Source organism: Rummeliibacillus sp. GQ308, assembly GCF_059759115.1.
The window spans coordinates 155,868-179,658 of sequence record NZ_JCAXDQ010000004.1; the positions used below are offsets into that span (position 1 = coordinate 155,868).

Sequence of the window (23,791 nt, forward strand, 5' to 3'; positions counted from 1 at the left end):
CGACTGCCATCCTGTTTCCTAAAGCCATTTAAGGAGAATTGTTATGGAAAATAGAGAGTATAATGCTGATTTAATGATTACAAACTGTTCTATATTAACCCCAGATTTAAACGTACTAAATAACCAATGTCTTGTTATAAAAAACAATACCATCATAGATATTGGTGATAATATTCTCTTATCAAAATCCTACAAATCAAAAGAAGTGCTATGTGGAAATGGAAAATTACTGATGCCCGGCTTAATTGATGCCCATACCCATTCATGTCAGCAGCTTCTACGTGGAAGAATTGCAGATGAATACCCTATGATCTGGACACGCATAATGGTTCCATTTGAAAGTAACCTGCAAGAAAAAGATGTATACATAAGCTCTCAGTTAAGCTGCCTTGAAATGATCAAGTCGGGAACAACAGCCTTTATTGATGCAGGTGGAAGACATATGTATAAGGTAGCAGAATCTATTTTGGAATCTGGTCTACGAGGGGCTATTACATGTTCCACTATGGATACCGGCAAGGATATTCCTGATATAATGAAATCTAGTATAGAGAAAAATATTAGTGAAAACCGGCAATTATATAACCAATTTCATGGAACAGGTGACGGAAGATTAGATGTATGGTTTTCACTGAGATCTATTATTACTTGTACACCTGATTTAATTCAGGAAGTTTTTGCAGCCGCAAAGGAATGTTCCACAGGTGTACAATCTCATATGAATGAATATCCAAATGAAATTAGCTATTGCTTGGAAAACTTTAAAATGCGCCCGTTTGAATATCTTGAGTCTATAGGTGTCTTGGATCAAAATTTCCTAGGTGCACATAGTATTCTACTTTCTGAAAATGAAATGGATATTATTAAAACTTATAATAGTAAGGTCGTTCATTGTCCCATTAGTAATTCAGGCAAGGGAATTCCTAAGACGCCTAGCCTACTGCAAAAGGGTATAAGTGTTGGTTTTGGAACAGATGGAGCTGGTCACTCTGGATTGAGTTTATTTGACCAGATGAAAGTGTTTAAATCATTAATGCGAGCCTTTTTGGGAGTTCCTATTTTTGATCCAGTTGTCATGCCTTCAAAGAACATCTTAGAAATGGCGACATTAGGTGGCGCTAAAGCCATGTTACGAGAGCATCATCTAGGGACATTAGAGGTTGGTAAAAAAGCGGACATGATTTTAATTAACATTGACCAGCCGCATATTTCTCCGACACATAACTTGCTAAATACCCTAATCGAATCTGTTAACAGTAATGATATAACCGATTGTATTGTCGATGGCAAAATATTAATGAAAAACAGGGAAGTACTTACATTGGATGAAGAAAAAATAAAATATGAAAGTAAGCTTGCAATGAAGGAACTTTCTATTCGAGCAAACATATAACCCTACTCTAATTCATGGGTTAGGAATAATTGAGGTCTGATAAATGTTTACAAATTTATTTCTTTTTAGTATTGTCGCATGTTCCAATTTAATTATTGGCATTTTATTAGGGATGTCCGGAATTGCAGGATTTCTTCTCCCTCTAATATACGTAGGCTTTTTAGATATACCTGTGCATGATTCTCTTGCACTAAGTTTCTTATCCTTTGCTGTTTCGGGTATAATTGGTGCCTATTCTTATTGGAAATCAAAAAACATGGATTTAAAACTAGCGCTGTTTTTAAGCCTCGGCAGTCTTCCAGGTGCGTTTTTGGGAGTTCAAATCAATGTACTCATTTCTGATTTCCTAGCAAAGCTTCTTCTCTATATCTTTATCCTGCTAGCTGGGCTATCTATGCTTAAGAAAAACAAGGATGATACTAAAGTAAATCGATCAATACTATTGAATCATTCATCAATCATTATCCTTCTTGGTTTTCTAACAGCAACCATTTGCGCATTAACAGGGGCAGGTGGTCCCATTTTATTAGTACCGTTACTAGTTAGCCTCGGAATCAATATTCGGGTGGCAGTAGGGGTAAGTCTTTTAAATTCTGTGTTTATCGCTATTCCCTCCATATTCGGCTACTTTGCCCATGCCAATATGAAAACCATCCCAATGTTAATTATCGCTAGTTTAATTGGAACCATTATAGGGATTATTACAGGTACTCGTCTTGCTAATAAGGTCCCTATCAACCGTTTAAAAATAATGATTGCACTCATAACTATCCTATCTTCTGTTTATATGCTAGTTATGCTAAAGGTGGGGGCCTGACCCCCACTTTTTTTATAGATGGACCCTCTAAGCCCTACAAAGAGTACCTTTCTCTACTTTCCTTATAACCTATGATGGCGATATATATTTCAATTGCCATGAACTTTTATCCCTTATATCTGAATAATAGTATGTGATTCAGCCTTAAAATAAAGTATAGTTAGTATTTAATAAAACAATCCCTGATTAAGGATGTGCCAACATGCGTATTAATAAATATATAAGTGAAGCTGGAAAAGCATCTAGACGAGGTGCAGATAAATTAATTACTGATGGAAGAGTTACGATCAATGGTAAACGTGCAACTATAGGTAGCCAAGTTGAAGCTGGGGATGACGTCCAAGTAGATGGAAATCCAATCTTTGTAGCAAGGAATAATGTCTATATTGCCTTAAATAAACCTGTAGGCATTACGAGTACAACCGAAAAAGGTGTAAAAGGGAATATTGTTGATTTGGTCAACCACCCATTAAGAATATTTAATATTGGACGCTTGGATAAAGATTCCGAGGGCTTAATTCTTCTTACGAACGACGGCGACATTGTTAACGAAATTCTGCGTTCTGAAAATAAGCATGAAAAGGAGTATATCGTTTCTGTAGACAAGCCAATTACTCCTGAATTCTTGAAGAAGATGTCAGAGGGAGTCAAAATATTAGGTACCAAAACACTTCCTTGTGAAGTCGTTCAATTATCAAAATTTGATTTTCAAATCATTTTGACACAGGGACTAAATCGTCAAATCCGCCGCATGTGTGCTGAATTAGGATACGAAGTGTACCGATTACAAAGAACCCGAATCATGAATATTCATTTAGGTAACCTCCCACCTGGACAATGGAGAGATTTATCTAAGAAAGAGCGAACTCAATTATTTAGAGAATTAAACTATGAACCAAAAGAATGGTAAAAAGTATGAAATATTAAATATAGAGTAGAGTTATCATTGAAATAATGCCTAGCTAAAGGGACAATCTCATTAGAATTAAATCCTTAGTGCCTACTTTCAAAGAAAGAAGCACTAAGGATGATATGCTTAAAGGACATCTATATAAAAGTTAAAAACTCTAACCCTCATTTCTTTCTAATAGTTGTTCAATTTTATAATCTGCGTTTAGTAATACACGTTTTATTTGTTTAATGTTATTTTCCGTTTGTACCATTTGTGTATATTTATTTTGAAATATCTCTTTTATTTGAAGGATATTTTGAATTTCTTCTTGTGTTAATTTTTTATTATGATCCGTATTTTTCGACCAATCAAAAAGCATCTTAACTTCCAATAGTGAAAATCCCGTTTGTTTTAGTTTAATAATGGTTTCAATTAGAATGACGTCATTATTGTTATATTCACGATATTTGTTTATAATTTCTGGCTGTAATAAACCTATTTTTTCATAGTATCGAATAGTATCTTTACTAATACCGGTACGCTCTGCAAATTCTCCAATTTTCACCACTACCACCTACTATTTTATAAATTTATAAACCATTAGAATAATTATACTATGGAAAATAAAACGACTGATATGATGGCTGTACTTAATGCGGCCATTTGTTACTATCCCTTGTATAATCGTCAATATGTGTAGAAAAACAAATGAGAGAATTAGTAATAGAAACAGCAAGTCTTTACTTGGTATAAATAAGGTTAAAATAATTCCTGTTGATACAATAATGAATAATAAGGCTCGTACATGATATCCTTCTTCTTTCCATTGTTGGATGCCTGCTACTGCCATTAAAAAAGCATATAATCCACTCAATATATACGTCACACTAGCCATTTACATCACTCCATTCTTTTAATATATACACTTTAAAAGATGGAGTTAACTCCATGTCAATAAATAAAGAACAGCCTACTTTAATTCGTAGCCTGTTCTATGCAATTCAAAAACCGTACTTACTTGTGATAGGGTTCGCCCTTCATAATCCGAAAACTTCGATACACTTGCTCCACTAATACTAGCTTCATTAGTTGATGTGGCAAGGTCATTTTTCCAAAGGAAAGTTTTTCGTTGGCTCTATGTAACACATCATCATGAAGGCCGAGCGAACCACCAATGACGAAAGCAATTTTGCTTTGGCCATATGTCATGAGACTTTCAATATCTTTTGAGAGTTCCTCGGAGCTGCGCATCTTACCATTGATAGCAAGGGCGATGACATAATGATCAGGGGTTAGTTTAGCGAGAATCCTTTCTCCTTCCTTCTTTTTAACGATTTCCATTTCAGCATCACTCAATTGTTCAGGCGCTTTTTCATCAGGAACTTCGATAATTTCCATTTTTGTATAACCATTTAAGCGTTTGACATACTCCTCAATGCCCATTTTTAAATACTTTTCCTTCAATTTACCGACACTAATAATTGTTATACCCACAAGTTATCCACCTACCTTTTTTATTTACAAACAACTTATCCCCAAAAGTTATACACATATCCACAATTCATTTCAATATATTGTGGGCGTTCATTTGTTCGCCACAATATATGTTGCACGCTCTTCACAGTACTCGCACTTTGTGGATAACTTTTCTTCCTCACTGATATTTTCCATTAACGGTATCTTTTTTTCAGTTGCAACAAACATGTCTAAAGCATGTCCTATATGGGTTTCACAGCTATATATTGTCAAAATATTTATTCCTTTCTTGCTTTTAGATTTCCACAGAGTTATGCACAATTTACCTTTTTTTATCCACAACTCATTGTATCAAACAAAAAGCGAGCTGGAAAGAAGGGGATTTTCTTTCCTTGCTCGCTTGTTTATAATTTAATTTTTTTCCATTACTTATCCACAAACTAAATTATTGTTTTAGTTTTGAGCTGTCTTCTAATGTTAATGTTTTTTGAACCAACTTGCCATCACGATACACTTTCAATTTGATGTGATCTCCAACATGTTTCTTGTTGTAAAGAATCTTACGGAGGTCGATAGAATTGTCTACTTTCTCTCCATCCATTTCGACTATGACATCATATTTTTGAATACCTGCTTTTTCAGCTGAAGAATTTTTTACAACTTGGCTAACAACGATACCAGCTGTTACTTCAGGAGGCAATTTTAATGTTTGGCTTTGGTGGTAAGCTGGTACATCTGTTAAATCGATTAGTGATACGCCCATTGAAGGTCTTACTACTTTCCCCGTTTGTTGCAATTCGTCTATTACAGGAATAGCTGAATTGATTGGTATGGCAAAACCTAATCCTTCTACAGCAGATTCAGAAATCTTCATTGAGTTAATACCAATGACTTGACCTGCCAAATTGATTAATGCACCGCCACTATTCCCTGGGTTGATTGCTGCATCTGTTTGCAATACTTCTTCTTGCCAATCCTCCGTACCGTCTTCATTTAAATCAACCGGCACAGTACGATCAGTTCCTGAGATAACGCCAGTTGTAACAGAACCATAGAAGTCTAATCCTAGAGGGTTACCAATAGCAATTGCGGTTTCACCTTGTTTTAATTTATCAGAGTCACCAAAAGTAGCCACCGTTTTTACCTTTTTACTTGAGATAGAAATAACCGCTAAATCTGTCCATATATCTGTACCGACTAGCTTAGCTTGTTCTTTAGAGCCGTCTGAAAATGTAACTTCTAACGTTTTAGCTCCTTCAACAACATGGTTATTGGTGACGATATATGCTTTGTTACCTACTTTTTTATAAATGACACCAGAACCACTACCAACTGGCTCACTAGAATCCTGATCGTTTTTGCCATTACCTCCAGTGATGCCGCCACCATCTTGGAATGGTAAGTCGCCCCATAAGTCAGTTTGCGTTTGTTGAATATTTGTAATGCCCACGACTGCATCCTTTGTCTTCGCAACAGCATCTGTTACATTCGTTGAAACCTCTGTAGACACCTGTGGAGTTGATGTTTTATTGGCTGTGGAACTGCCGCTGCTCGATACTCTCGCACTATTATTATTCGGCAGGTAATCCACCATGGACGGCAATAAGAGCCATACAAGAAGTGCTCCTACAATGACACCGATAATTCCGCTCAAAAAATAGCCTGCCTTGCTGCCATCTTTTCTACGTGTTTTTGTTTCATCTTGATCGTAATATCCCATATATTTCACCCTTTCTTCAATTATCTGCTTCATTAGTAATACAATATCTGACCAACATTAAAATAAGATGAAAACAAGTTTAAAATCACCTCAAAGTTTTCCTAATCTTAACTTCCCCATTTCGGCATAAAAAAATCCCCTTTTATTAAACTGACTCTAATCTCGTTCGTTATCAATATAACGAACAGAGCCCTTTCATAAAGGGGGATTTCTATATATTTAGACTGTGACCAGTTCTGTTGGTTCATTCGCATCCGTATCATACAATTGGACGAATTCACCAGGCATAATGCCACATGATTGCAATGTTTGAGAAACGCTCATGCGTGCTAAATCTTTCATATTATTGTCTTTACTTAAGTGTGATAAATAGATGCGCGTTGGCTTCTGATCTATAACTTCACTCATTGCAACAGCTGCATCCTCATTGCTAACGTGCCCTAAGTCGCTCAAAATTCGGCGTTTGACTGACCAAGGATAACGTCCCATCTGCAGCATGCCAACATCATGGTTGCTTTCAAAAACAAATGAATCAGCACTTCTTATAATGCCTTTCATCCGATCGCTAACATAGCCTGTATCTGTGATGACCACTAGCTTTCTTTGACCATCATGGAAGCAATAAAACATAGGATCACTTGCATCATGTGAAACAGCGAAGGACTCAACATTTAATGAGCCAAAGGTTTTGACCGTTTCCATATCAAATTGAAAACGAAGGTCTGTTGGAATTGTTCCGACTAGCCCATCCATTGCCTTCCATGTTTTTTCATTTGCAAATACAGGTATTTGATATTTTCTCGCCAGCACTCCCACACCTTTAATATGGTCAGAATGCTCATGTGTAACCAATATCCCGTTTAAACTTTTTATATCACGGCCTACTTTTTCAAAAAGCTGTTCCATCTTTTTGCCAGTCAACCCAGCATCGACGATTAATGAATGTTCGCCGCTCTCTACAAAGATGGAGTTGCCAGTACTGCCACTAGCTAACACACTAAACTGCATGGCTAAAACTCCTTACTGTTGCTGTAATTCCCTTTCTTTGGCGTTATGTTCAATATCTACGATTGTCCCATCTGCGTTTACAAAGTAATCCACTTCATTCTTAATCCCTTTTTTATCCTTTGGCAACTCTACATGTATATACCATGTTGGTGCCAGTACTTGGATTTGCGTTAAAGGTACAAGTGTTGAATAGCCAAGCTCTATTTTTGTAATAGTAGAGTTCGGCATTAAATAGCCTTTGTTTAGAATAGCCTTAATAGCTTTTTCTGGTTCAATCAACGTTCCTTTTTCGCCAAAACTTTTCAGTGAATCAAACATCCTCTGTTCATAGTTTGTGATTTCATTTGCGTCATTCCAATGTACTTTTACAGCTGCATTCTGATTGTAATAAATCGTTCGATTATCTGAAACTTGGAAGAATGTTGCTACTTTGTTTAACTTGTCTATCTTCCAAAGCCTATACGATCTTCCTTTATAAACATTCTTCTCAACAAATTGCGTTATATTATTAGCTGATAAACTTGTCAAAGGCATCGGCTTGGTAATCTTTGATACAATTTCTGTGTCATTATTACCGATATGGAGCTTTTGATTTTTCAATTGGGCAAGCTCCAACATATTAAATTTTTTAATTTTGCCTGAAATATAGGAGACGTTAATCGTTGCAGCAGGCTTATTTTTAATCGTTATGTTTTCATCTTTTAAACGTGTAGAAAAATCTGTATCGCCAATAACAGGAACACTTTGCGCTTCATTATAACGATTTACGTACATATAATACAAAAATATATTTAAAATAGAAAATACAATGATAAAGATGGTTTTGGCTTTATTCCAATCCAACTTGCTCACCTCCTGCACTCGGTACTAGAGGTAGAGACTTCCACTTGCCATTGATAAAGTAAAACCAAGTAGGCTTCAGTATAAAGACATTCGGACGTTCATTCGTAGATAAATAATAACCCGGCCTTATTTCTTCCACATCATTTATATCGACACCATCTTGTTTGCTTATTTCCTCAATGGCTCTTTCGCCACTCTCTATCATAACGGTTTCGTTTTCAGGGACAGAGACAAGCTTGTAATAAGGACGTATATAACGAGCAATCCGGGTTTCTCCCCATACAGTCTCAATCGCTGTAGAGGTGACAGATGCGTCAGTATATACCATATAGTCTTTCACATATAGCTGATACATAATTTTGTTGTTTGAAGTATCAACATCTTCATAGCGGAAATCGCCTGTCCATCCACCATGTTCATTAATAAAATTGAATGTATTCAAGATAAGGCTAGATTTATTTGTCTTTTCTAAGTTGTCTACAGCATTGGCATCAACATAATCCAATGTTTTTTTACTTGTATTAACCGTCATCATGGAAACGCCATCCGTATAATTCTCTTTAAAGTTTGTATCATCAATACTGCTTTTAACTCTTTTAGGCATTGTAAATAATGCATTTTTAAACTTATCAATAGAGGAAGAAGAGCTTAAATACGTATACTGCATAACCTTCTCCTCTTGTGCAGGTAAATACAGTGTATTTCCTCTTTCCCTTGCGTACGCAATATAACGTTCAAGAGAATGAGATTTGTCTATAATATGTTTATAAAAGTCATCTTGGCTATCTACATGTACCTTTGCTTTGTAAAGCTGACCATTAGCAGTATTGGCGAAGAAAACAATAAGTTCATCTGAGTCGTCTATGCGCTCCCAATCTAAAATCATTTTATTAAATGAAAGATTTTTAGGCTGCTCATCGACGGACGGCAAAATATTTTGGAAGATGGCATAGGGCACCTCAGCAGGGAAAAATAGCGTGAAGTTATCTGCATCTCTCATTAATTGATTCACCTTATAGGCATTCGCATTTTTGCTTACTAAAGTCATATTAGAGATACGCCAACGATGCATTCGATTCAGCATGTTTTTCATTTCTTCATACCGATCTGTGCCGCGCCACGTATCCTTCTCGTGGAAGACCATCCGATATGGTTTAACGACATCAGCCAGCTGTTGTTTCTTTTCAAAAGAAACATTCAGCGGCGGTTTTTGCTTTTCAAGTGGGTCATAGTCTGGTTTGTATGTCCAAATGGAAAACGTCAATGTAATGCTTAAAAAGACTAAGACGAAGAGTAAAAGTGATTTAATCTGCTCGATATATTTCAATCCCACTCACCTGCCTCATCCTCTTCATATGGCAATGTGAAGAAAATGGTTGTACCTACTCCCTCTTCACTTTCTGCCCATATTTTCCCGCCATGCGCTACAATCATTTCCCGAGAAATAGCAAGACCAAGCCCTGTTCCACCCATAGATCGTGCCCGTGCCCGATCTACACGATAAAAACGGTCAAAAATACGGTCAACATTATCTTTCGGAATACCCATTCCATCATCTGAAATCATGACGGTTAAAATACCGTCATTTGCTTTCATGCCAAAGCGGATATTGCCGCCATCCGGCGAATATTTCAATGCATTGGAGATAATATTATCAATAACTTGAGTAATCTTATCTGTATCGATTTCTACATAGTATGAAACAGAAGGCAATAATCGTATAAATTCAACGTTCTTCGATTTTGCCATTTCAAAACGGTCAATAATGCTGTTGAAGAATCGATTAAAGTCCACAATATCAGCATTGATTTCATATTCTCTGCTATCCATATGGGAAAGCTGTAATAAGTCTGTTACCAGACGAATCATTCGCTCCGTCTCAGTTTGTGTGACATGTAAAAAGTGCGGGGCAATCTCTTTATTTTGCCAAGCCCCTTCTGTCAATGCTTCTAAGTAACTGCGCATCGTTGTAAGTGGCGTACGCAATTCATGAGATACATTAGACACAAACTCGCGCCGTTCCATATCAATCTTTTCTTGTTCTGTAATATCATGCAGTACTGTAATCAAACCGTTCACAAAGCCAGTTTCCTTCTGTATTACAGAGAAATTAGCACGCCAAATATAAGGACGCTCTGAGGAACTAAAATCAAGGTTGATTGCATCCTTCATGTGGATTAAATCCTCAAATGTATGTTGTTTCTCCAAACCTAATACAGAAACCAATGGTCTTCCCATTAGCTCATTATGGCCGCTATTTAACAGTTTTTCAGCTGGTGAATTGATTAATATAATTTTCCCCTTCCGATCAGTCGCAATAACGCCATCCGTCATATTCGTAAGGATGGAGGCAAGCTTTCTTCTCTCACCTTCAGTAGTTGACTGCGCTTCTTGAAGACGATTGGTCAGATGGTTGAAGGCAATAGCTAATTGACCTATTTCATCGTTGCCATAAACTTTAACCTTCCTTGAGAAATTCCCTCTGGCCATTGCTTGCGCTTGTCTTCGCATATCGGAAATTGGTTTTGTAATAGTTCTGGCAATAAAAATGCCAAGCACAATTGTTATGGCTAAAGCTAATGCTGTACCGGCTGCAAGGATTTGATTAATATCATTCATTTGCTCAAAAATCCGTTCAATGTTTGCCTTTACATAAACGGTTCCAATTTCTTTGCCATTAGCCTTTCCATTTGACATGATGGGAGTGGCCACTACCCAAATTCTTTTGCGTGTCTTTTCATCTAATGCAATTTTGGCATAGCGCGTTTGTGTTGTAATAGATTGCCTTACAAGTGAATCCATTTCTCGTTGCCCGACAATAGACTGATTGCTCTTATCAGAAGAAGCAAGGATTCGGTAACGCGGATCTATGACTCTAATTTCTTTAATATCATCGGAGGATAAATCTACAATACTTTTTAAGCTTTGTTCAAGCGTTGGATCACTATCCGTTCGTTCTTTTAACAATTCTTCTTTAACGCTAAAGTTAACAAGCGTCAAACGATCAGTAACTGAAGTTTCAAAGCTCTTCTTTAGGTTTTGTTCCAATTCCTTTGCAAAATAAAGCCCTATAATTTGCATTGCAATAAGGATGAGTAATACATAAATCAGTACTAGTTTAACTTGGACTGATTTAAAAAAACGGACCTTTTGCATGTTCTTTTACTCCTGTTCAGGATTTCTTAAATAATAGCCAACGCCTCGGCGAGTGACAATCCATGCTGGATGACTCGGGTTATCTTCAATTTTTTCACGAAGTCGACGAATGGTCACATCTACTGTGCGGACGTCTCCAAAGTAATCATAGCCCCAAACAGTTTGTAGTAAGTGCTCGCGCGTCATAACTTGTCCGATATGCTTAGCCAAGTAATGAAGTAATTCAAACTCACGGTGTGTTAATTCAATTGCTTCATCTCTTTTTAATACAAGGTATGCATCTGGCTGAATGACAAGCGATCCTACTACGATATCATTGTTCTCTTCAACTGCTTCTTCAGCTACTGCCACAGTTTGGTGTCTACGCATATTTGCTTTCACCCTTGCAATCAATTCTCGTGTGCTAAAAGGTTTAGTCACATAATCATCAGCGCCAAGCTCTAAACCTAGCACCTTATCAATCTCTGAATCTTTCGCTGTCAGCATAATGATTGGCAAGTCATATTTTTTTCGTACTTCACGGCATACTTCCATACCATCTCTTTTTGGCAACATAATATCTAAAAGCATTAAATCAGGTTTAATTTCCTCTACCTTTTTTAATGCTTCATCTCCATCATATGCACAGACAACTTTATAGCCTTCCTTAATTAAATTAAATTGCAGTATATCTGCGATTGGCTTTTCATCGTCCACTACTAAAATCGTCTTATCCAATATATATTCCCCTTCCTTACTCCGGTCTTTTTCTATTCTATCAATACTCTACCATTCTTAAGTTTGCGTTGCATCTTTAAAAACCCCCTTCGACATTTCCTGGGGAATAATTTCGCTATGAATCGACACATCGACTATATGTCCTATTTAATTTTACCATACTTCAGCTATTTTCATTGAGATTTAGAACGGTCATAAGGGCTTATTTTATCCCCTACATTTCTCCTATAATATGCATTTCTTTTTAAAAGTTTTAACAAAGCCATGCTTTTCACTTCTTAAAAACCGAATTTTCCGATATTATAGAGATATAGGGTGACACTTTGCTAAAAGGATGATAATTCATCTCATTTGGTTATTAGTGGAACTAATTGGGCTTTACGGATGAATAGGTCTATGGCTTAAAATTGTGATTAGCTTATTCTTCGCCAAGGATCTTTCTATTTGTAAGTCTGGTTAAACTATTATTCTACAAAAAGATTGGAGAGATTTTATGAGTGATGCAAACCGACAGAAACAGCAGCCGGTTTTGCCAAAGGGCATAGAAGTAAATAAACTGAAGAAAACACAGTCTAAAAAGAGGCTGGCACAAAGAACTATTATGGTCATCGTTGGTGCATGCATAACTGCTATTGCCCTTAGCCTATTCCTCGTTCCCAACAACATTTTAGACGGAGGCATTGTCGGCGTTTCTATAATTATTTCCCATTTAACTCATCTGCCACTAGGCGTATTTATTTTCCTCCTTAATATCCCTTTTATTTTCCTCGGTTATAAGCAAATTGGGAAAACATTCGCCTTATCAACTGCACTCGGTATTACTACTTTATCTGTCGCAACACTTCTCTTGGAACATGTAAAACCCGTTACCCAAGATTTGCTGTTATCCACTGTTTTCGGAGGAATCATCCTTGGTATCGGAGTTGGCCTTGTCATTCGATCAGGCGGTTCACTTGATGGTACAGAGGTATTAGCTATACTTTTTAATAAAAAACTCCCATTCTCCGTAGGCGAAATCATCATGTTTTTTAACCTCATTATCTTCACAGTAGCTGGATTTGTATTCACATGGGAACAAGCAATGTATTCAGGGCTAGCTTACTTTATTGCTTACAAAATGATTGATATTACCATTCAGGGTCTCGACGAATCGAAGGCGGTTTATATTATCAGTGATGAATACGATGAAATCGGGCAAGCAATTATTGACCGTTTGGGCCGTGGCGTTACCTATCTAAATGGTGAGGGTGCTTATACGGGAGACACGAAGAAAGTGATCTTCACAGTGATCACGCGTTTAGAAGAATCAAAGCTCACAACGATTGTTAGCGAACTTGACGAACATGCCTTTCTTGCCATTGGCAATATTGCTGAAGTGCGTGGAGGACGTTTTAAGAAGAAGGATATCCATTAATAAAAGGCAATCCCTCGAAAAGAGGGGATTGCCTTTTGACTTTTATATGATGGGGTTAGAATTACGCGTCCCACACATTAAGCAGCACATTAGTTTGATCACGATCTGGTCCCACTGAGAATGTTGCAATGCGGATACCAGTTAGCTCACTTACACGTTTTACATAGTTTCTTGCGTTCTCAGGCAACTCATCTAGCGTTTTGCATCCTGTGACATCCTCTGTCCATCCAGGAAGCTCTTCGTAGATTGGTTTGCAGCCTTCAATTGCGTGAAGAGTTGCAGGGTATTCTGTAATAATTTCACCATTATATTCATACGCTGTACAGATCTTTACAGTTTCAAGACCAGTTAACACATCGATTGAGTTTAATGCTAAATCTGTAATACCTGATACGCGGCGAGAATGGCGGACAACTACGGAGTCAAACCAGCCTACTCGGCGTGGACGGCCTGTTGTTGTACCATATTCTCGTCCAACTTCACGAATTTGTTGGCCAATTTCATCAAATAATTCAGTTGGGAACGGTCCATCTCCTACGCGTGAAGTATAAGCTTTACTTACACCGATCACACGGTTTACTTGTGATGGGCCTACGCCAGCACCTGTTGCAACGCCACCAGCAACTGGATTGGATGAAGTGACATATGGATATGTGCCATGGTCTACATCCAGCATAACGCCTTGCGCACCCTCAAATAGTACCTTATTGCCCTCTTCTAGCACATCGCTAAGAATCTTAGATGTATCTGTTACATACTGAGCAATTTCTTGACCATATTGGTAAAATGCTTCAAAAATATCTTCAAATTTCAAAGGTTCTACACCATAGTATTTTTCAAAAAGACGGTTTTTCATTTCTAAGTTTGTACGTAGCTTTTCTTCGAATACTTTTTTATCTAGTAGATCTGCGATACGGATACCAATTCGCTGTACCTTATCAATATAACATGGGCCAATTCCTTTGCAGGTTGTTCCAATTTTTTGGTCACCGCGGGCTTCCTCATCTACTTTATCTTGGTAAATATGATACGGCAGAATAACGTGAGCTCGATTTGAGATGCGTAAATTCTCTGTGCTTACGCCTCTTTCTTGTAGTCCTTTTAATTCTTCAACAAGTGATTTGGGGTTGATTACCATACCATTCCCCATAATGGACATTTTTTCTTTATAAAAAATGCCTGAAGGGATTAAATGCAATTTATACGTTTCCCCTTCAAATTGGATTGTATGGCCTGCATTATCACCACCAGAATAGCGGGCGATGGCTTCAGCTTCTTTCGATAAGAAGTCGGTAATTTTCCCTTTTCCTTCGTCTCCCCATTGTGTTCCTACTACTACAACTGATGTCATAATCAGCACCTCCGTCAGGCACATTCATTGCACCCTGATTCAAACAGACTTATTGTAACAACGAAAATAGGCCAAGTCAATACAAGATGGCTAAAATATACGAACATGTAATAGAAGTCAGACAACAATGTTCGTTTTTTTAATAGTAAAGTTATAGACTTTGGGTAATATTACCTCAATAGAGTGTTAGTTCCGTTTTGCATAGAATTCCTTCCTTTTCTTGCTCCAAGATTAACTGCCCATTCTGGCAATAAAAAAAAGAGCATTAAATGTAATGCTCTCACAACTAAAAGCCAGCAGGTACGTCTGCTGTCCAATCTACGCTAACAAATTTATTGTATTCTTTTTTAAATGCCAACTTCACCGTATCTGTCGGGCCATTACGCTGTTTGGCAACAATAATTTCAATTGTATTGGCGTCTTCTGTCTCTTTATCATAATAATCTTCACGGTATAGGAATGCTACGATATCAGCATCCTGCTCAATACTTCCAGACTCCCGTAAGTCACTCATCATTGGACGTTTATCTTGTCGCTGTTCAACACCACGAGATAATTGGGATAGCGCAATAACAGGCACTTCCAACTCACGTGCCAATGCTTTTAGTGAACGAGATATTTCTGATACTTCTTGCTGTCTATTTTGACCTGCTCCACCGCTGCCTTGAATCAATTGTAAGTAGTCGATCAAAATCATGCCAAGTCCTTGTTCTTGTTTAAGCCGACGACATTTGGCACGTATTTCACTTACACGTACACCAGCTGCATCATCGATATAGATGCCTGCTCTGGATAATGTACCTGTCGCCATCGTAAGCTTTCGCCAGTCTTCTGAATTGAGAGCGCCTGTCCGTAAGACTTGTGCGTCGATATTACCCTCAGCACACAGCATACGCATGACAAGCTGTTCAGCACCCATTTCCAAAGAGAAAATAGCAACATTCTCCTCTGTTAAGGTACCAACAGCTTGTGCCACATTCAGCGCAAAGGCGGTTTTCCCTACTGAAGGACGCGCAGCAACGATGATTAAATCTCCTCGCTGGAATCCTGCTGTTAGACGGTCTAAATCACGGAAACCTGTTGGGATTCCCGTGATATCACCTTGGCGATTTTGAAGTTTCTCCACATTGGCATATGTCTCAACAAGCACGTCTTTGACATGTTTGAAGTCACCGGCATTCTTTCGATTGGCTACTTCCATTACTTTGCTCTCTGCTTCAGCAAGAAGTGCGTCTACTTCATCTTCACGCGTATAGCCATCTTCGACTATTTTTGTTGCCACACGTATTAAACGGCGAAGCAACGCCTTTTCTGAAACGATATGAGCGTAGTAGCTGACATTAGCTGCTGTTGGGACAGCATTCGCAATTTCCGTAATATAAGAAATACCGCCAATATCCTCAAGCTCATTATGCGAAGATAACTCTTCCGTTACCGTAATAACATCAATCGCTTTTCCTTGGTCGCTTAAGCGCAACATTGTTTGGAAAATCATTTGGTGTGCCGTACGATAAAAATCTTCTGGTAACAGTACTTCTGAAGCGGTAATCAAAGCTTGCGGCTCAAGAAAAATAGCGCCAATTACGGATTGTTCAGCTTCTTGATTGTGCGGTGGAATACGGTCCAATTGTGGATCGTTCATACTGTCTCTCCCTTATTCTTGTTCTGCAACATGTACTTTCAATGCAGCAGATACTTCATGATGAAGCTTAACAGGAACTTTCGTTACGCCTAATGTACGAATCGCATCTTTCATTTCCATTTTTCTTTTATCAATTTTGATGCCAAAGTCTTTTTGTAGCTGTTCTACAATTTGTTTAGACGTAATAGAACCAAATAATCGGCCATCTTTTCCTGGTTTAGCTGTTAATTCAACTGTTAAGCCCTCTAATTTTTCCTTTAATGCTTTTGCGTCTTCTAATTCTTGGGCTGCATCAAGGGCAGCACGTTTATTTTGTGCATTCAATTGAGCTAGTGCAGCTGGAGTTGCTTCAACAGCACTTTTTTGCTTCAAAAGTACGTTACGTGCATAACCATCTGACACTTCTTTTGTTTCACCTTTTTTTCCTTGCCCTTTTACATCTTTTAAAAAGATCACTTTCATGATTCTTTTCCCCCTTCTATTACTTTATCTATAGCTACTTTTAGTCGTTCAATTGCTTCATCAATCGTATCTGCTTCTAATTGGCATGCTGCGTTTGTCAGATGTCCGCCTCCACCGAGTTCTTCCATTACTAGCTGAACATTCATTTCACCTAACGAGCGGGCGCTAATGCCAATTCTGCCATCACTACGATGTGCAATAACGAATGAGGCTGAAATGTCTTTCATCGTCAACAAAATATCCGCTGTCTGCGCAATTAATACAGAGTTATAGATTTGATCATCATCACCACGAGCAATCGCCAATCCTTCATGGTAAAACTCTGCTGTCTGCACGATTTTGGAGCGTTCAATATAGGTTGTAATATCTTCTTTTAATAATCGTTGGACGAGTACCGTATCTGCCCCATTTGTACGCAAGTACGAAGCTGCCTCAAAAGTTCTAGCACCTGTACGCAATGTAAAGCTCTTGGTATCGACTATAATGCCAGCTAATAAGGCTGTCGCCTCCAACATAGATATTTTATCATCTTTCGGCTGATATTCTAGTAATTCGGTCACTAGCTCTGCAGTAGAAGATGCATATGGCTCCATGTAGACTAGCATCGGGCTTTTAACAAATTCTTCACCCCGACGGTGATGGTCAATCACAACGACTTTATCTGTTTTATTTAATAGCTTTGCCTCTATCGTCATGCTTGGCTTATGTGTATCCACTATAATAAGCAGAGACTTCTCTGTCATTTTATCAATCGCAAGCTCTGGAGTAATAAAGCGGTTATATAAGTCTGATTTCTCTTTTACCAACTGCATAAGACGATTAATGCTATTGTCTATATTGTCAAAATCAACGACAACATATCCTTTAACCCCGTTCATATCAGCCATCTTTCTCACACCGATAGCCGCGCCAATCGCATCCATATCGGGCATCTTGTGACCCATAACGAAAATTTGGTCACTGCCTTGGATTAAATCACGCAAAGCATGTGAAATAACCCTTGCACGGACTCTCGTGCGTTTTTCAACGGGATTCGTCTTACCGCCATAGAATCTTACTTTACCATTCGCTTCTTTAATTGCTACCTGGTCGCCACCGCGACCTAAAACTAGGTCTAAACTGGACTGCGCTAACTCTCCTAATTCTATAAGTGATGTCGAGCTTGCCCCTACTCCAATACTTAACGTTAACGACAAATTTTGCTGAGCTGTAATTTCTCGTATATCATCAAGAATTGAAAAACGTTTTTTCTCTAGTTCTTGCAAAATGGACTCATTCAATATAGCTATAAAACGATCCGCAGCAATTCTTTTCAGGAAAATGCCGTTCGCATTGCTCCAGTTATTAACTAGCGAAGTCACAAGAGAATTTGTCTGGCTACGCGTTTGGTCATCCATCCCTTGTGTAATTTCGTCATAGTTATCAACAAACAGGATGGCGATCACTGTTCGATCTTCATTATATAACTCTTCGATTTCTACTTGTTCCGTAATATCAAAGAAGTAAATTAGTTTTTCCTCTGATCTATAGTAAGCCCTGTATTTGCGTTCATTTAGCGTTAAATTTAATTCATTAGAGTCCTCATGCTTGATTAATGTATAAAAATCATCTGATAAAGAAAACAAATCTTCTCCAATCAATGACTCTTTATTTAAAATTTCGTGCATATACGGGTTGCACCATTCTATCTCATACTCATCCCCAACCAGTACAATCCCGATTGGCATCTCAAGCAACGCCTCTTCGCCCACTTTTTTCAAGCGGTATGAAAGCATCTCAATATGCTTTTCCGTTTCCTTATAGGTATCCATTTCAGCCTTCCAAGCAAGGATAAATACAAGGATAAGGATTAAACCATAAAGGATACCGATCAATGCATTCCACATTAAGCAAATAACTATACTTGCTAAGCCAAGCAGCGACAGCATTAAAAGAGGATAACGTATTGGTCTTTTTCTAAAAAGAGAACCCATAAATCCCAACTCCTTATTTTCTTGTCATGTCACTTATCAGCTCACGCAGTTGAAAGCCTAAATCAGCAATTCCTATCAAAGTGACAAATGAACTTAACGGAAAGGCCAAGATTGTAGCGACAACTGCTGTCCACTTCGGCCAACCTTTTTGATTTATGATGAAATGGATAAAGGATATTCCTTGAATCAAAAACAAAATGGTTAGAAGAAAGGATAGATTCAGTACTATGACATAAAGAAATGTTCCTTCTGCTGGCTTGATAAACAATGTTATTGCTAAGACAGCAAGATAATACCACAACATAGCTCGAGGTAAACGCAAGTCTTTGAACGGCTTAAATTTGGGTGCATTTAAGCCCAATCTACGCAATAAAGGTAACTGAACCGAAATCATTAACCAAGCAAATGCAAATACGCACAAGATGATTAGTGTAGGCATGCTTATCTGTATTGTATTAATCATCGTTTCGATCTGTTCACTGGAAAGCGGTGCTTGTCCGGTCATTGCCTTAGTCAATTCATTTGATTTTTCATAGCTTTTTCTTGCAGTTTCAATCATTTGTTTTATAAAATCCATATGAAAAAAGCGTACAGCAATCACATATTCAACGGAAATTACAACTAACGATGCTAAAGAAGTTGATAAAAATAAGAATCCCTTACTCTTCTGTTTGCGTATGCCATATCCCACTATAAAAGCAACAATGCCAAATAAAATAGCCTGAGGAAGCGCTAAGAGGCCGCCAATTAAAAGGGACAGAATAATACTGATTGCAATAGCAGCTAACGAAAATTTACTTTCGTACTTTGCTGCATACCATGCTAAAGGCAGTGGCACGAACCAAACTGTTACAATATTGATGAGAGGCACGTAGGTTGAAATAGCTAATAATATTGTAAATAACGCAATCATCATTGCGCCCTGTGTCAATCTTCTTGTCTTGTTTTCCGGCATTTATAACCTTCCTTTTCTTATAGACAATCTACTATTTCATCTTACTATTGTACCATGTTTCGTGGTTGCAAACAAAAGCTCAAGGGGTATCTAGCTCTCCACCAAACTTGATTGAAACAGCAATCATTACTCTTATAAAAAATGTAAGAATCCTCTTGTTCCCCAGCTGGATAAATAACCTAAAGATTTTTTAGCGGCTTACTAGCACTACTTAGATGGCTTAAACAAATAAAGAAATTAAGCTTTATATCGATAAAAAAAGACTAGCATAAGCTAGTCTTTTAACATTTATTATTTATCTTCTGCAGTGAATGGTAGTAAAGCCATTACACGAGCAACTTTGATTGCTGATGTAAGTTTACGTTGGTATTTAGCGCTTGTACCAGTCACACGGCGTGGAAGAATTTTTCCGCGCTCAGAGATGAATTTTTTTAGCAAATCAACATCTTTATAATCGATGTGTTTGATGTTATTAGAAGTGAAATAGCAAACTTTACGGCGTTTGCGGCCTCCTCTACGTGGTGCCATTGTGTAGTCCCTCCTCATAATCATTTTGTATTAACGTGTGGTAATCTCCTGCTAGAATGGAAGGTCGTCTTCTGTTACGTCGACTTTCCCTCCGCCATTGTTATTCATTGGCGCAAATGGATCTTCATCTACACGTGTATAGTTTTGCTGATTAGGTGAGTGATTCTGTTGATATGATGGCTGTTGATAATTCCCTTCTTGAGAAGCACTGCCATATTGGCTGCCACCACCGTAAGACGGTTGGCCGCCATACGATTGGCTTGGTGCCGGACGATCTCCAGTTGCACTCCGTGGTTCTAAGAATTGGACACTATCTGCCACCACTTCTGTTGTGTATACACGCTTGCCGTCTTGACCTTCAAAACTGCCTGTTTGGATGCGGCCTTCAATCCCTGCAAGGCTTCCTTTATGCAAGAAGTTTGCAGTATTTTCAGCTTGTTTGCGCCAAACAACACAGTTGATGAAGTCGGCTTGCTTTTCACCTTGTTGATTAGAAAATGTTCTATTCACAGCTAATGTAAAACGAGCAACTGCTACACCATTTGGTGTGTAGCGAAGTTCCGGATCTTTTGTTAGCCTTCCGACTAATACGACGCGGTTAATCATCAGAATTCAACCCCCTTCTCTGCTTTTTTATTTATAATTAATTATTTTTCTTCTTCGCGAACCGCGATATGGCGAATGATATCTTCGCTGATGTTAGCTAAACGAGTGTATTCGTCGATCGCTTTTGTATCAGCGTTAGCTTTTACGATTTGATAGTAACCTTCACGGAAGTCTTCGATTTCATAAGCAAGACGGCGTTTACCCCACTCTTTAGATTCGATGATTTCTGCTCCGTTAGAAGTTAGGATTTCGTCGAAACGTTCAACTAAAGCCTTTTTAGCTTCTTCTTCGATGTTTGGACGGATAATGTACATTAATTCATATGCTCTCATTTATAAGCACCTCCTTATGGACTTTGGCCAAATGAATGTCACTTGGCAAGGAGTTAGTAATATTTACTACTCACATCAATATATTGTACCACAAGAGATTGCTTTGGACAACTATTGAATTGAATTATTGTGTATATTTCATGTCTTCATAGATTAAGTAAATAAAAAACCATGTGATGCCTAATGCATCACATGGTTCTAATTATCAACTAAACATTAAAGCGGAATAGCATAATGTCGCCATCTTGTACAACATACTCTTTTCCTTCAAGACGGACACGGCCAGCTTCTTTTGCTGCACTCATAGAACCGTATTGCATTAAATCATCGTAAGAAACAGTTTCAGCACGGATAAATCCACGCTCGAAGTCTGAGTGGATGACGCCCGCACATTGAGGAGCTTTCATACCCTTGCGGAAAGTCCAAGCTCTTACTTCTTGGACACCTGCTGTAAAGTAAGTGGCTAGGCCTAGCAAGCTATAAGAAGCTTTGATTAACTGATCTAGACCAGATTCTTCAATGCCTAGTTCTTCTAAAAACATAGCTTTTTCTTCATCGTCCAATACAGCAATTTCTTCTTCAATTTTAGCACAAACGACGATTACCTCTGCACCTTCTTTTGCAGCATAATCACGTACTGTTTGTACGTATTGATTGTTGCTTACATCCGCTACTTCATCTTCTGAAACGTTAGCTACGTAAAGCATTGGTTTTAGCGTTAGTAGATTTAAACTTTTGATAATTTTTAATTCCTCATCCGATAAATCAACTGAACGTGCAGGTTTTTCGTTTGCGAAAGCTTCTTTAACTTTTTCTAAAACCGGCGCTTCCACCATTGCTTCTTTATCTTTTTGACGAGCTAATTTTTCTACTTTTGCATATCGTTTATCAACCGATTCTAAGTCAGCAAGAATAAGCTCTAGATTAATTACTTCAATATCGCTGATAGGATCTACCTTTCCAGCAACATGCGTAATATTTTCATCTTCGAAACAGCGAACTACTTGCGTAATTGCATCCACTTCTCGGATATGTGCCAAGAATTTATTTCCTAGACCTTCACCTTTGCTGGCACCTTTTACAATACCTGCTATATCAGTGAATTCAAATGCTGTGGGTACTGTTTTCTTTGGTTGGACTAATTTTGTTAATTCATCAAGACGCGCATCTGGCACTTCTACAATCCCTACGTTCGGGTCAATCGTTGCGAATGGATAGTTTGCTGCAAGTGCTCCTGCTTTTGTAATCGCATTAAATAAAGTGGATTTTCCTACGTTTGGCAATCCTACAATCCCTGCTGTTAAAGCCATTTTCCCACTACCTTTCCCTATACGTTCAAAAATTCATATTCAACCTGTCTATTATAGATATTCATTTATCAAATGTCTAATTTTCATAGGCTTCTGTTGGATTCGCCTGAACTAATACCTTTTTCATCTTTTTTTCAAATTCACGCCGTGGAATCATGACACTGTGCTGACAGCCTTCACACTTCACACGGATATCTGCGCCCATTCGGATAATCTTCCATCTATTTGTCCCGCAAGGATGCTGTTTTTTCATTTCTACTATATCATTCATCTCGTATAGCTTTTTTTCCACTCTTACTCACCTTCCTCCGTTCTATTCATATTCCTTTCATAAACCATCATTTTAGGGAAAGGAATTTCTATATGATACGTATCAAATATTTCTTTAATATCTCTTCGAATCATTCGGGATACAGCAAAATGCTGCATTGGTAACGTTTCTACTGTAATTCGCAAAGTCACTTCACCACCTGCTACATTTTGGACCCCTAGCAGTGTGGGCTCAGTCACAATTTCTTCGTGATTGGAAGGCAGTTTGCTCAAGTATTCTTCTATTAAACTTTCCGCCTTGGCTATATCATTATTATAAGCAATGCTGACATCAATTACAGCCACTGAATTATTGATAGAATAATTCACAACCTCTGAAATAGTCCCATTCGGTATAATATTGATTTCGCCAGCGCCCCCCTTAATTTTGGTTGTCCTCAGCCCAATTTCTATGACGGTACCTTCAACAGCTGAAATTTTGATATAGTCGCCAACGCCGAATTGGTCTTCAAAAATAATGAAGAATCCGGTGATGACATCCTTTACCAAACTCTGTGCCCCAAACCCAACTGCTAAACCGACAATCCCTGCGCCTGCCAACAAACCGGCCACTTTAATCTGCATGACGGAAAGAATAGAAATTATGGCTGAAAAGTATACAGCATATGAGATGATGCTTTGCAGCAGTCGTAAAATAGTTCTATATCTCCGCTCTGCCGTAGGATTTAAAGCAATCGGACCATTTATACGTAGGTTAAAAAACTTAGTTATGGCTATTTTAGCAATCCTTACAATAATCATGGATAAAAGGGCAATTGTAATAATTTTAATCGCATCCAACCCTATGTTGACCCACATCTCTTCATCATGTAAAAACTTGCTTAACTTATCTGTTTGATTACGTATTATCGTTTCTTCTTTCAATT

The 23,791-nt window shown here is 38.0% G+C and carries 25 protein-coding genes; 4 read left to right on the plus strand and 21 right to left on the minus strand.

Annotation, left to right across the window (positions count from 1 at the left end; genetic code table 11):
* Positions 1 to 43: 43 nt before the first annotated feature.
* From AC6CHJ_RS14245 to rluF, 3 genes are all read left to right on the plus strand, one after another.
* Positions 44 to 1,393 (plus strand): amidohydrolase family protein, encoded by a 1,350-nt coding sequence (locus AC6CHJ_RS14245; RefSeq protein WP_392997050.1) that lies wholly within the window; start codon positions 44 to 46, stop codon positions 1,391 to 1,393.
* A 43-nt stretch (positions 1,394 to 1,436) separates the two neighbouring features.
* On the plus strand, positions 1,437 to 2,210 hold the full coding sequence (locus tag AC6CHJ_RS14250) for a sulfite exporter TauE/SafE family protein (RefSeq protein WP_147197577.1): 774 nt from the start codon (positions 1,437 to 1,439) through the stop codon (positions 2,208 to 2,210).
* A gap of 202 nt (positions 2,211 to 2,412) precedes the next feature.
* A complete protein-coding gene (gene rluF / locus AC6CHJ_RS14255) occupies positions 2,413 to 3,120 on the plus strand; it encodes a 23S rRNA pseudouridine(2604) synthase RluF (protein WP_066791138.1) in 708 nt (235 codons plus the stop codon).
* A gap of 157 nt (positions 3,121 to 3,277) precedes the next feature.
* Here the strand turns inward: rluF and AC6CHJ_RS14260 are convergent, their stop codons facing one another.
* The 10 genes from AC6CHJ_RS14260 to yycF form a co-directional block, all read right to left on the minus strand.
* Complete coding sequence (locus tag AC6CHJ_RS14260; RefSeq protein ID WP_498289081.1) at positions 3,278 to 3,667, minus strand: MerR family transcriptional regulator; 390 nt, start codon at positions 3,665 to 3,667, stop codon at positions 3,278 to 3,280.
* Positions 3,668 to 3,679: 12 nt separating this feature from the next.
* Positions 3,680 to 3,997 (minus strand): hypothetical protein, encoded by a 318-nt coding sequence (locus AC6CHJ_RS14265; protein ID WP_498289083.1) that lies wholly within the window; start codon positions 3,995 to 3,997, stop codon positions 3,680 to 3,682.
* Between the two features lie 119 nt (positions 3,998 to 4,116).
* The gene (gene rlmH, locus AC6CHJ_RS14270; RefSeq protein ID WP_147197588.1) at positions 4,117 to 4,596 is read right to left on the minus strand and encodes a 23S rRNA (pseudouridine(1915)-N(3))-methyltransferase RlmH; all 480 of its coding nucleotides are present in this window, start codon (positions 4,594 to 4,596) and stop codon (positions 4,117 to 4,119) included.
* A 90-nt stretch (positions 4,597 to 4,686) separates the two neighbouring features.
* On the minus strand, positions 4,687 to 4,851 hold the full coding sequence (locus AC6CHJ_RS14275; protein ID WP_147197590.1) for a CxxH/CxxC protein: 165 nt from the start codon (positions 4,849 to 4,851) through the stop codon (positions 4,687 to 4,689).
* Between the two features lie 172 nt (positions 4,852 to 5,023).
* Positions 5,024 to 6,298, minus strand: a complete 1,275-nt coding sequence (locus tag AC6CHJ_RS14280) for a S1C family serine protease (RefSeq protein WP_066791147.1) — start codon at positions 6,296 to 6,298, stop codon at positions 5,024 to 5,026.
* Between the two features lie 219 nt (positions 6,299 to 6,517).
* On the minus strand, positions 6,518 to 7,306 hold the full coding sequence (locus tag AC6CHJ_RS14285) for an MBL fold metallo-hydrolase (protein WP_147197592.1): 789 nt from the start codon (positions 7,304 to 7,306) through the stop codon (positions 6,518 to 6,520).
* 12 nt (positions 7,307 to 7,318) lie between these two features.
* The gene (locus AC6CHJ_RS14290; protein ID WP_147197594.1) at positions 7,319 to 8,149 is read right to left on the minus strand and encodes a two-component system regulatory protein YycI; all 831 of its coding nucleotides are present in this window, start codon (positions 8,147 to 8,149) and stop codon (positions 7,319 to 7,321) included.
* Complete coding sequence (locus AC6CHJ_RS14295; protein WP_249775117.1) at positions 8,136 to 9,482, minus strand: YycH family regulatory protein; 1,347 nt, start codon at positions 9,480 to 9,482, stop codon at positions 8,136 to 8,138. Before AC6CHJ_RS14295 ends, AC6CHJ_RS14290 begins: the two co-directional genes overlap by 14 nt.
* Positions 9,473 to 11,305: a cell wall metabolism sensor histidine kinase WalK gene (gene walK / locus AC6CHJ_RS14300; protein WP_066791154.1), complete on the minus strand. Its 1,833-nt coding sequence runs from the start codon at positions 11,303 to 11,305 to the stop codon at positions 9,473 to 9,475. Before walK ends, AC6CHJ_RS14295 begins: the two co-directional genes overlap by 10 nt.
* A 6-nt stretch (positions 11,306 to 11,311) precedes the next feature.
* Positions 11,312 to 12,022, minus strand: coding sequence for a response regulator YycF (gene yycF / locus AC6CHJ_RS14305; protein WP_066791156.1), 711 nt, complete (start codon positions 12,020 to 12,022; stop codon positions 11,312 to 11,314).
* A 493-nt stretch (positions 12,023 to 12,515) separates the two neighbouring features.
* Between yycF and AC6CHJ_RS14310 the strand changes: the two genes are divergently transcribed.
* Positions 12,516 to 13,436, plus strand: coding sequence for a YitT family protein (locus AC6CHJ_RS14310; RefSeq protein ID WP_147197605.1), 921 nt, complete (start codon positions 12,516 to 12,518; stop codon positions 13,434 to 13,436).
* A gap of 61 nt (positions 13,437 to 13,497) precedes the next feature.
* Here the strand turns inward: AC6CHJ_RS14310 and AC6CHJ_RS14315 are convergent, their stop codons facing one another.
* The 11 genes from AC6CHJ_RS14315 to AC6CHJ_RS14365 form a co-directional block, all read right to left on the minus strand.
* The gene (locus AC6CHJ_RS14315) at positions 13,498 to 14,787 is read right to left on the minus strand and encodes an adenylosuccinate synthase (protein WP_147197607.1); all 1,290 of its coding nucleotides are present in this window, start codon (positions 14,785 to 14,787) and stop codon (positions 13,498 to 13,500) included.
* Positions 14,788 to 15,073: 286 nt separating this feature from the next.
* Positions 15,074 to 16,429 (minus strand): replicative DNA helicase, encoded by a 1,356-nt coding sequence (gene dnaB, locus AC6CHJ_RS14320; protein ID WP_066791160.1) that lies wholly within the window; start codon positions 16,427 to 16,429, stop codon positions 15,074 to 15,076.
* Between the two features lie 12 nt (positions 16,430 to 16,441).
* The gene (gene rplI / locus AC6CHJ_RS14325) at positions 16,442 to 16,891 is read right to left on the minus strand and encodes a 50S ribosomal protein L9 (RefSeq protein WP_066791164.1); all 450 of its coding nucleotides are present in this window, start codon (positions 16,889 to 16,891) and stop codon (positions 16,442 to 16,444) included.
* Positions 16,888 to 18,864: a DHH family phosphoesterase gene (locus AC6CHJ_RS14330; RefSeq protein ID WP_147197609.1), complete on the minus strand. Its 1,977-nt coding sequence runs from the start codon at positions 18,862 to 18,864 to the stop codon at positions 16,888 to 16,890. The genes rplI and AC6CHJ_RS14330 overlap by 4 nt, the downstream gene beginning before the upstream one ends.
* A 13-nt stretch (positions 18,865 to 18,877) precedes the next feature.
* Positions 18,878 to 19,819 (minus strand): YybS family protein, encoded by a 942-nt coding sequence (locus AC6CHJ_RS14335; RefSeq protein ID WP_066791168.1) that lies wholly within the window; start codon positions 19,817 to 19,819, stop codon positions 18,878 to 18,880.
* A gap of 291 nt (positions 19,820 to 20,110) precedes the next feature.
* Positions 20,111 to 20,347 carry a 30S ribosomal protein S18 gene (rpsR, locus tag AC6CHJ_RS14340; RefSeq protein WP_066791170.1) on the minus strand — a complete coding sequence of 79 codons (237 nt, stop codon included), beginning with the start codon at positions 20,345 to 20,347 and terminating at the stop codon, positions 20,111 to 20,113.
* A 51-nt stretch (positions 20,348 to 20,398) separates the two neighbouring features.
* Positions 20,399 to 20,953: a single-stranded DNA-binding protein gene (gene ssb / locus AC6CHJ_RS14345; protein WP_066791172.1), complete on the minus strand. Its 555-nt coding sequence runs from the start codon at positions 20,951 to 20,953 to the stop codon at positions 20,399 to 20,401.
* Between the two features lie 41 nt (positions 20,954 to 20,994).
* Entirely contained in the window at positions 20,995 to 21,285 is a 291-nt protein-coding gene (gene rpsF, locus AC6CHJ_RS14350; RefSeq protein ID WP_147197613.1) for a 30S ribosomal protein S6, read from the minus strand.
* A 209-nt stretch (positions 21,286 to 21,494) separates the two neighbouring features.
* Positions 21,495 to 22,595: a redox-regulated ATPase YchF gene (ychF, locus tag AC6CHJ_RS14355; protein ID WP_147197615.1), complete on the minus strand. Its 1,101-nt coding sequence runs from the start codon at positions 22,593 to 22,595 to the stop codon at positions 21,495 to 21,497.
* Positions 22,596 to 22,671: 76 nt separating this feature from the next.
* Positions 22,672 to 22,887, minus strand: a complete 216-nt coding sequence (locus AC6CHJ_RS14360; RefSeq protein WP_066791180.1) for a DUF951 domain-containing protein — start codon at positions 22,885 to 22,887, stop codon at positions 22,672 to 22,674.
* Positions 22,888 to 22,889: 2 nt separating this feature from the next.
* Positions 22,890 to 23,723: a mechanosensitive ion channel family protein gene (locus AC6CHJ_RS14365; protein ID WP_498289095.1), complete on the minus strand. Its 834-nt coding sequence runs from the start codon at positions 23,721 to 23,723 to the stop codon at positions 22,890 to 22,892.
* Between the last annotated feature and the right edge of the window lie 68 nt (positions 23,724 to 23,791).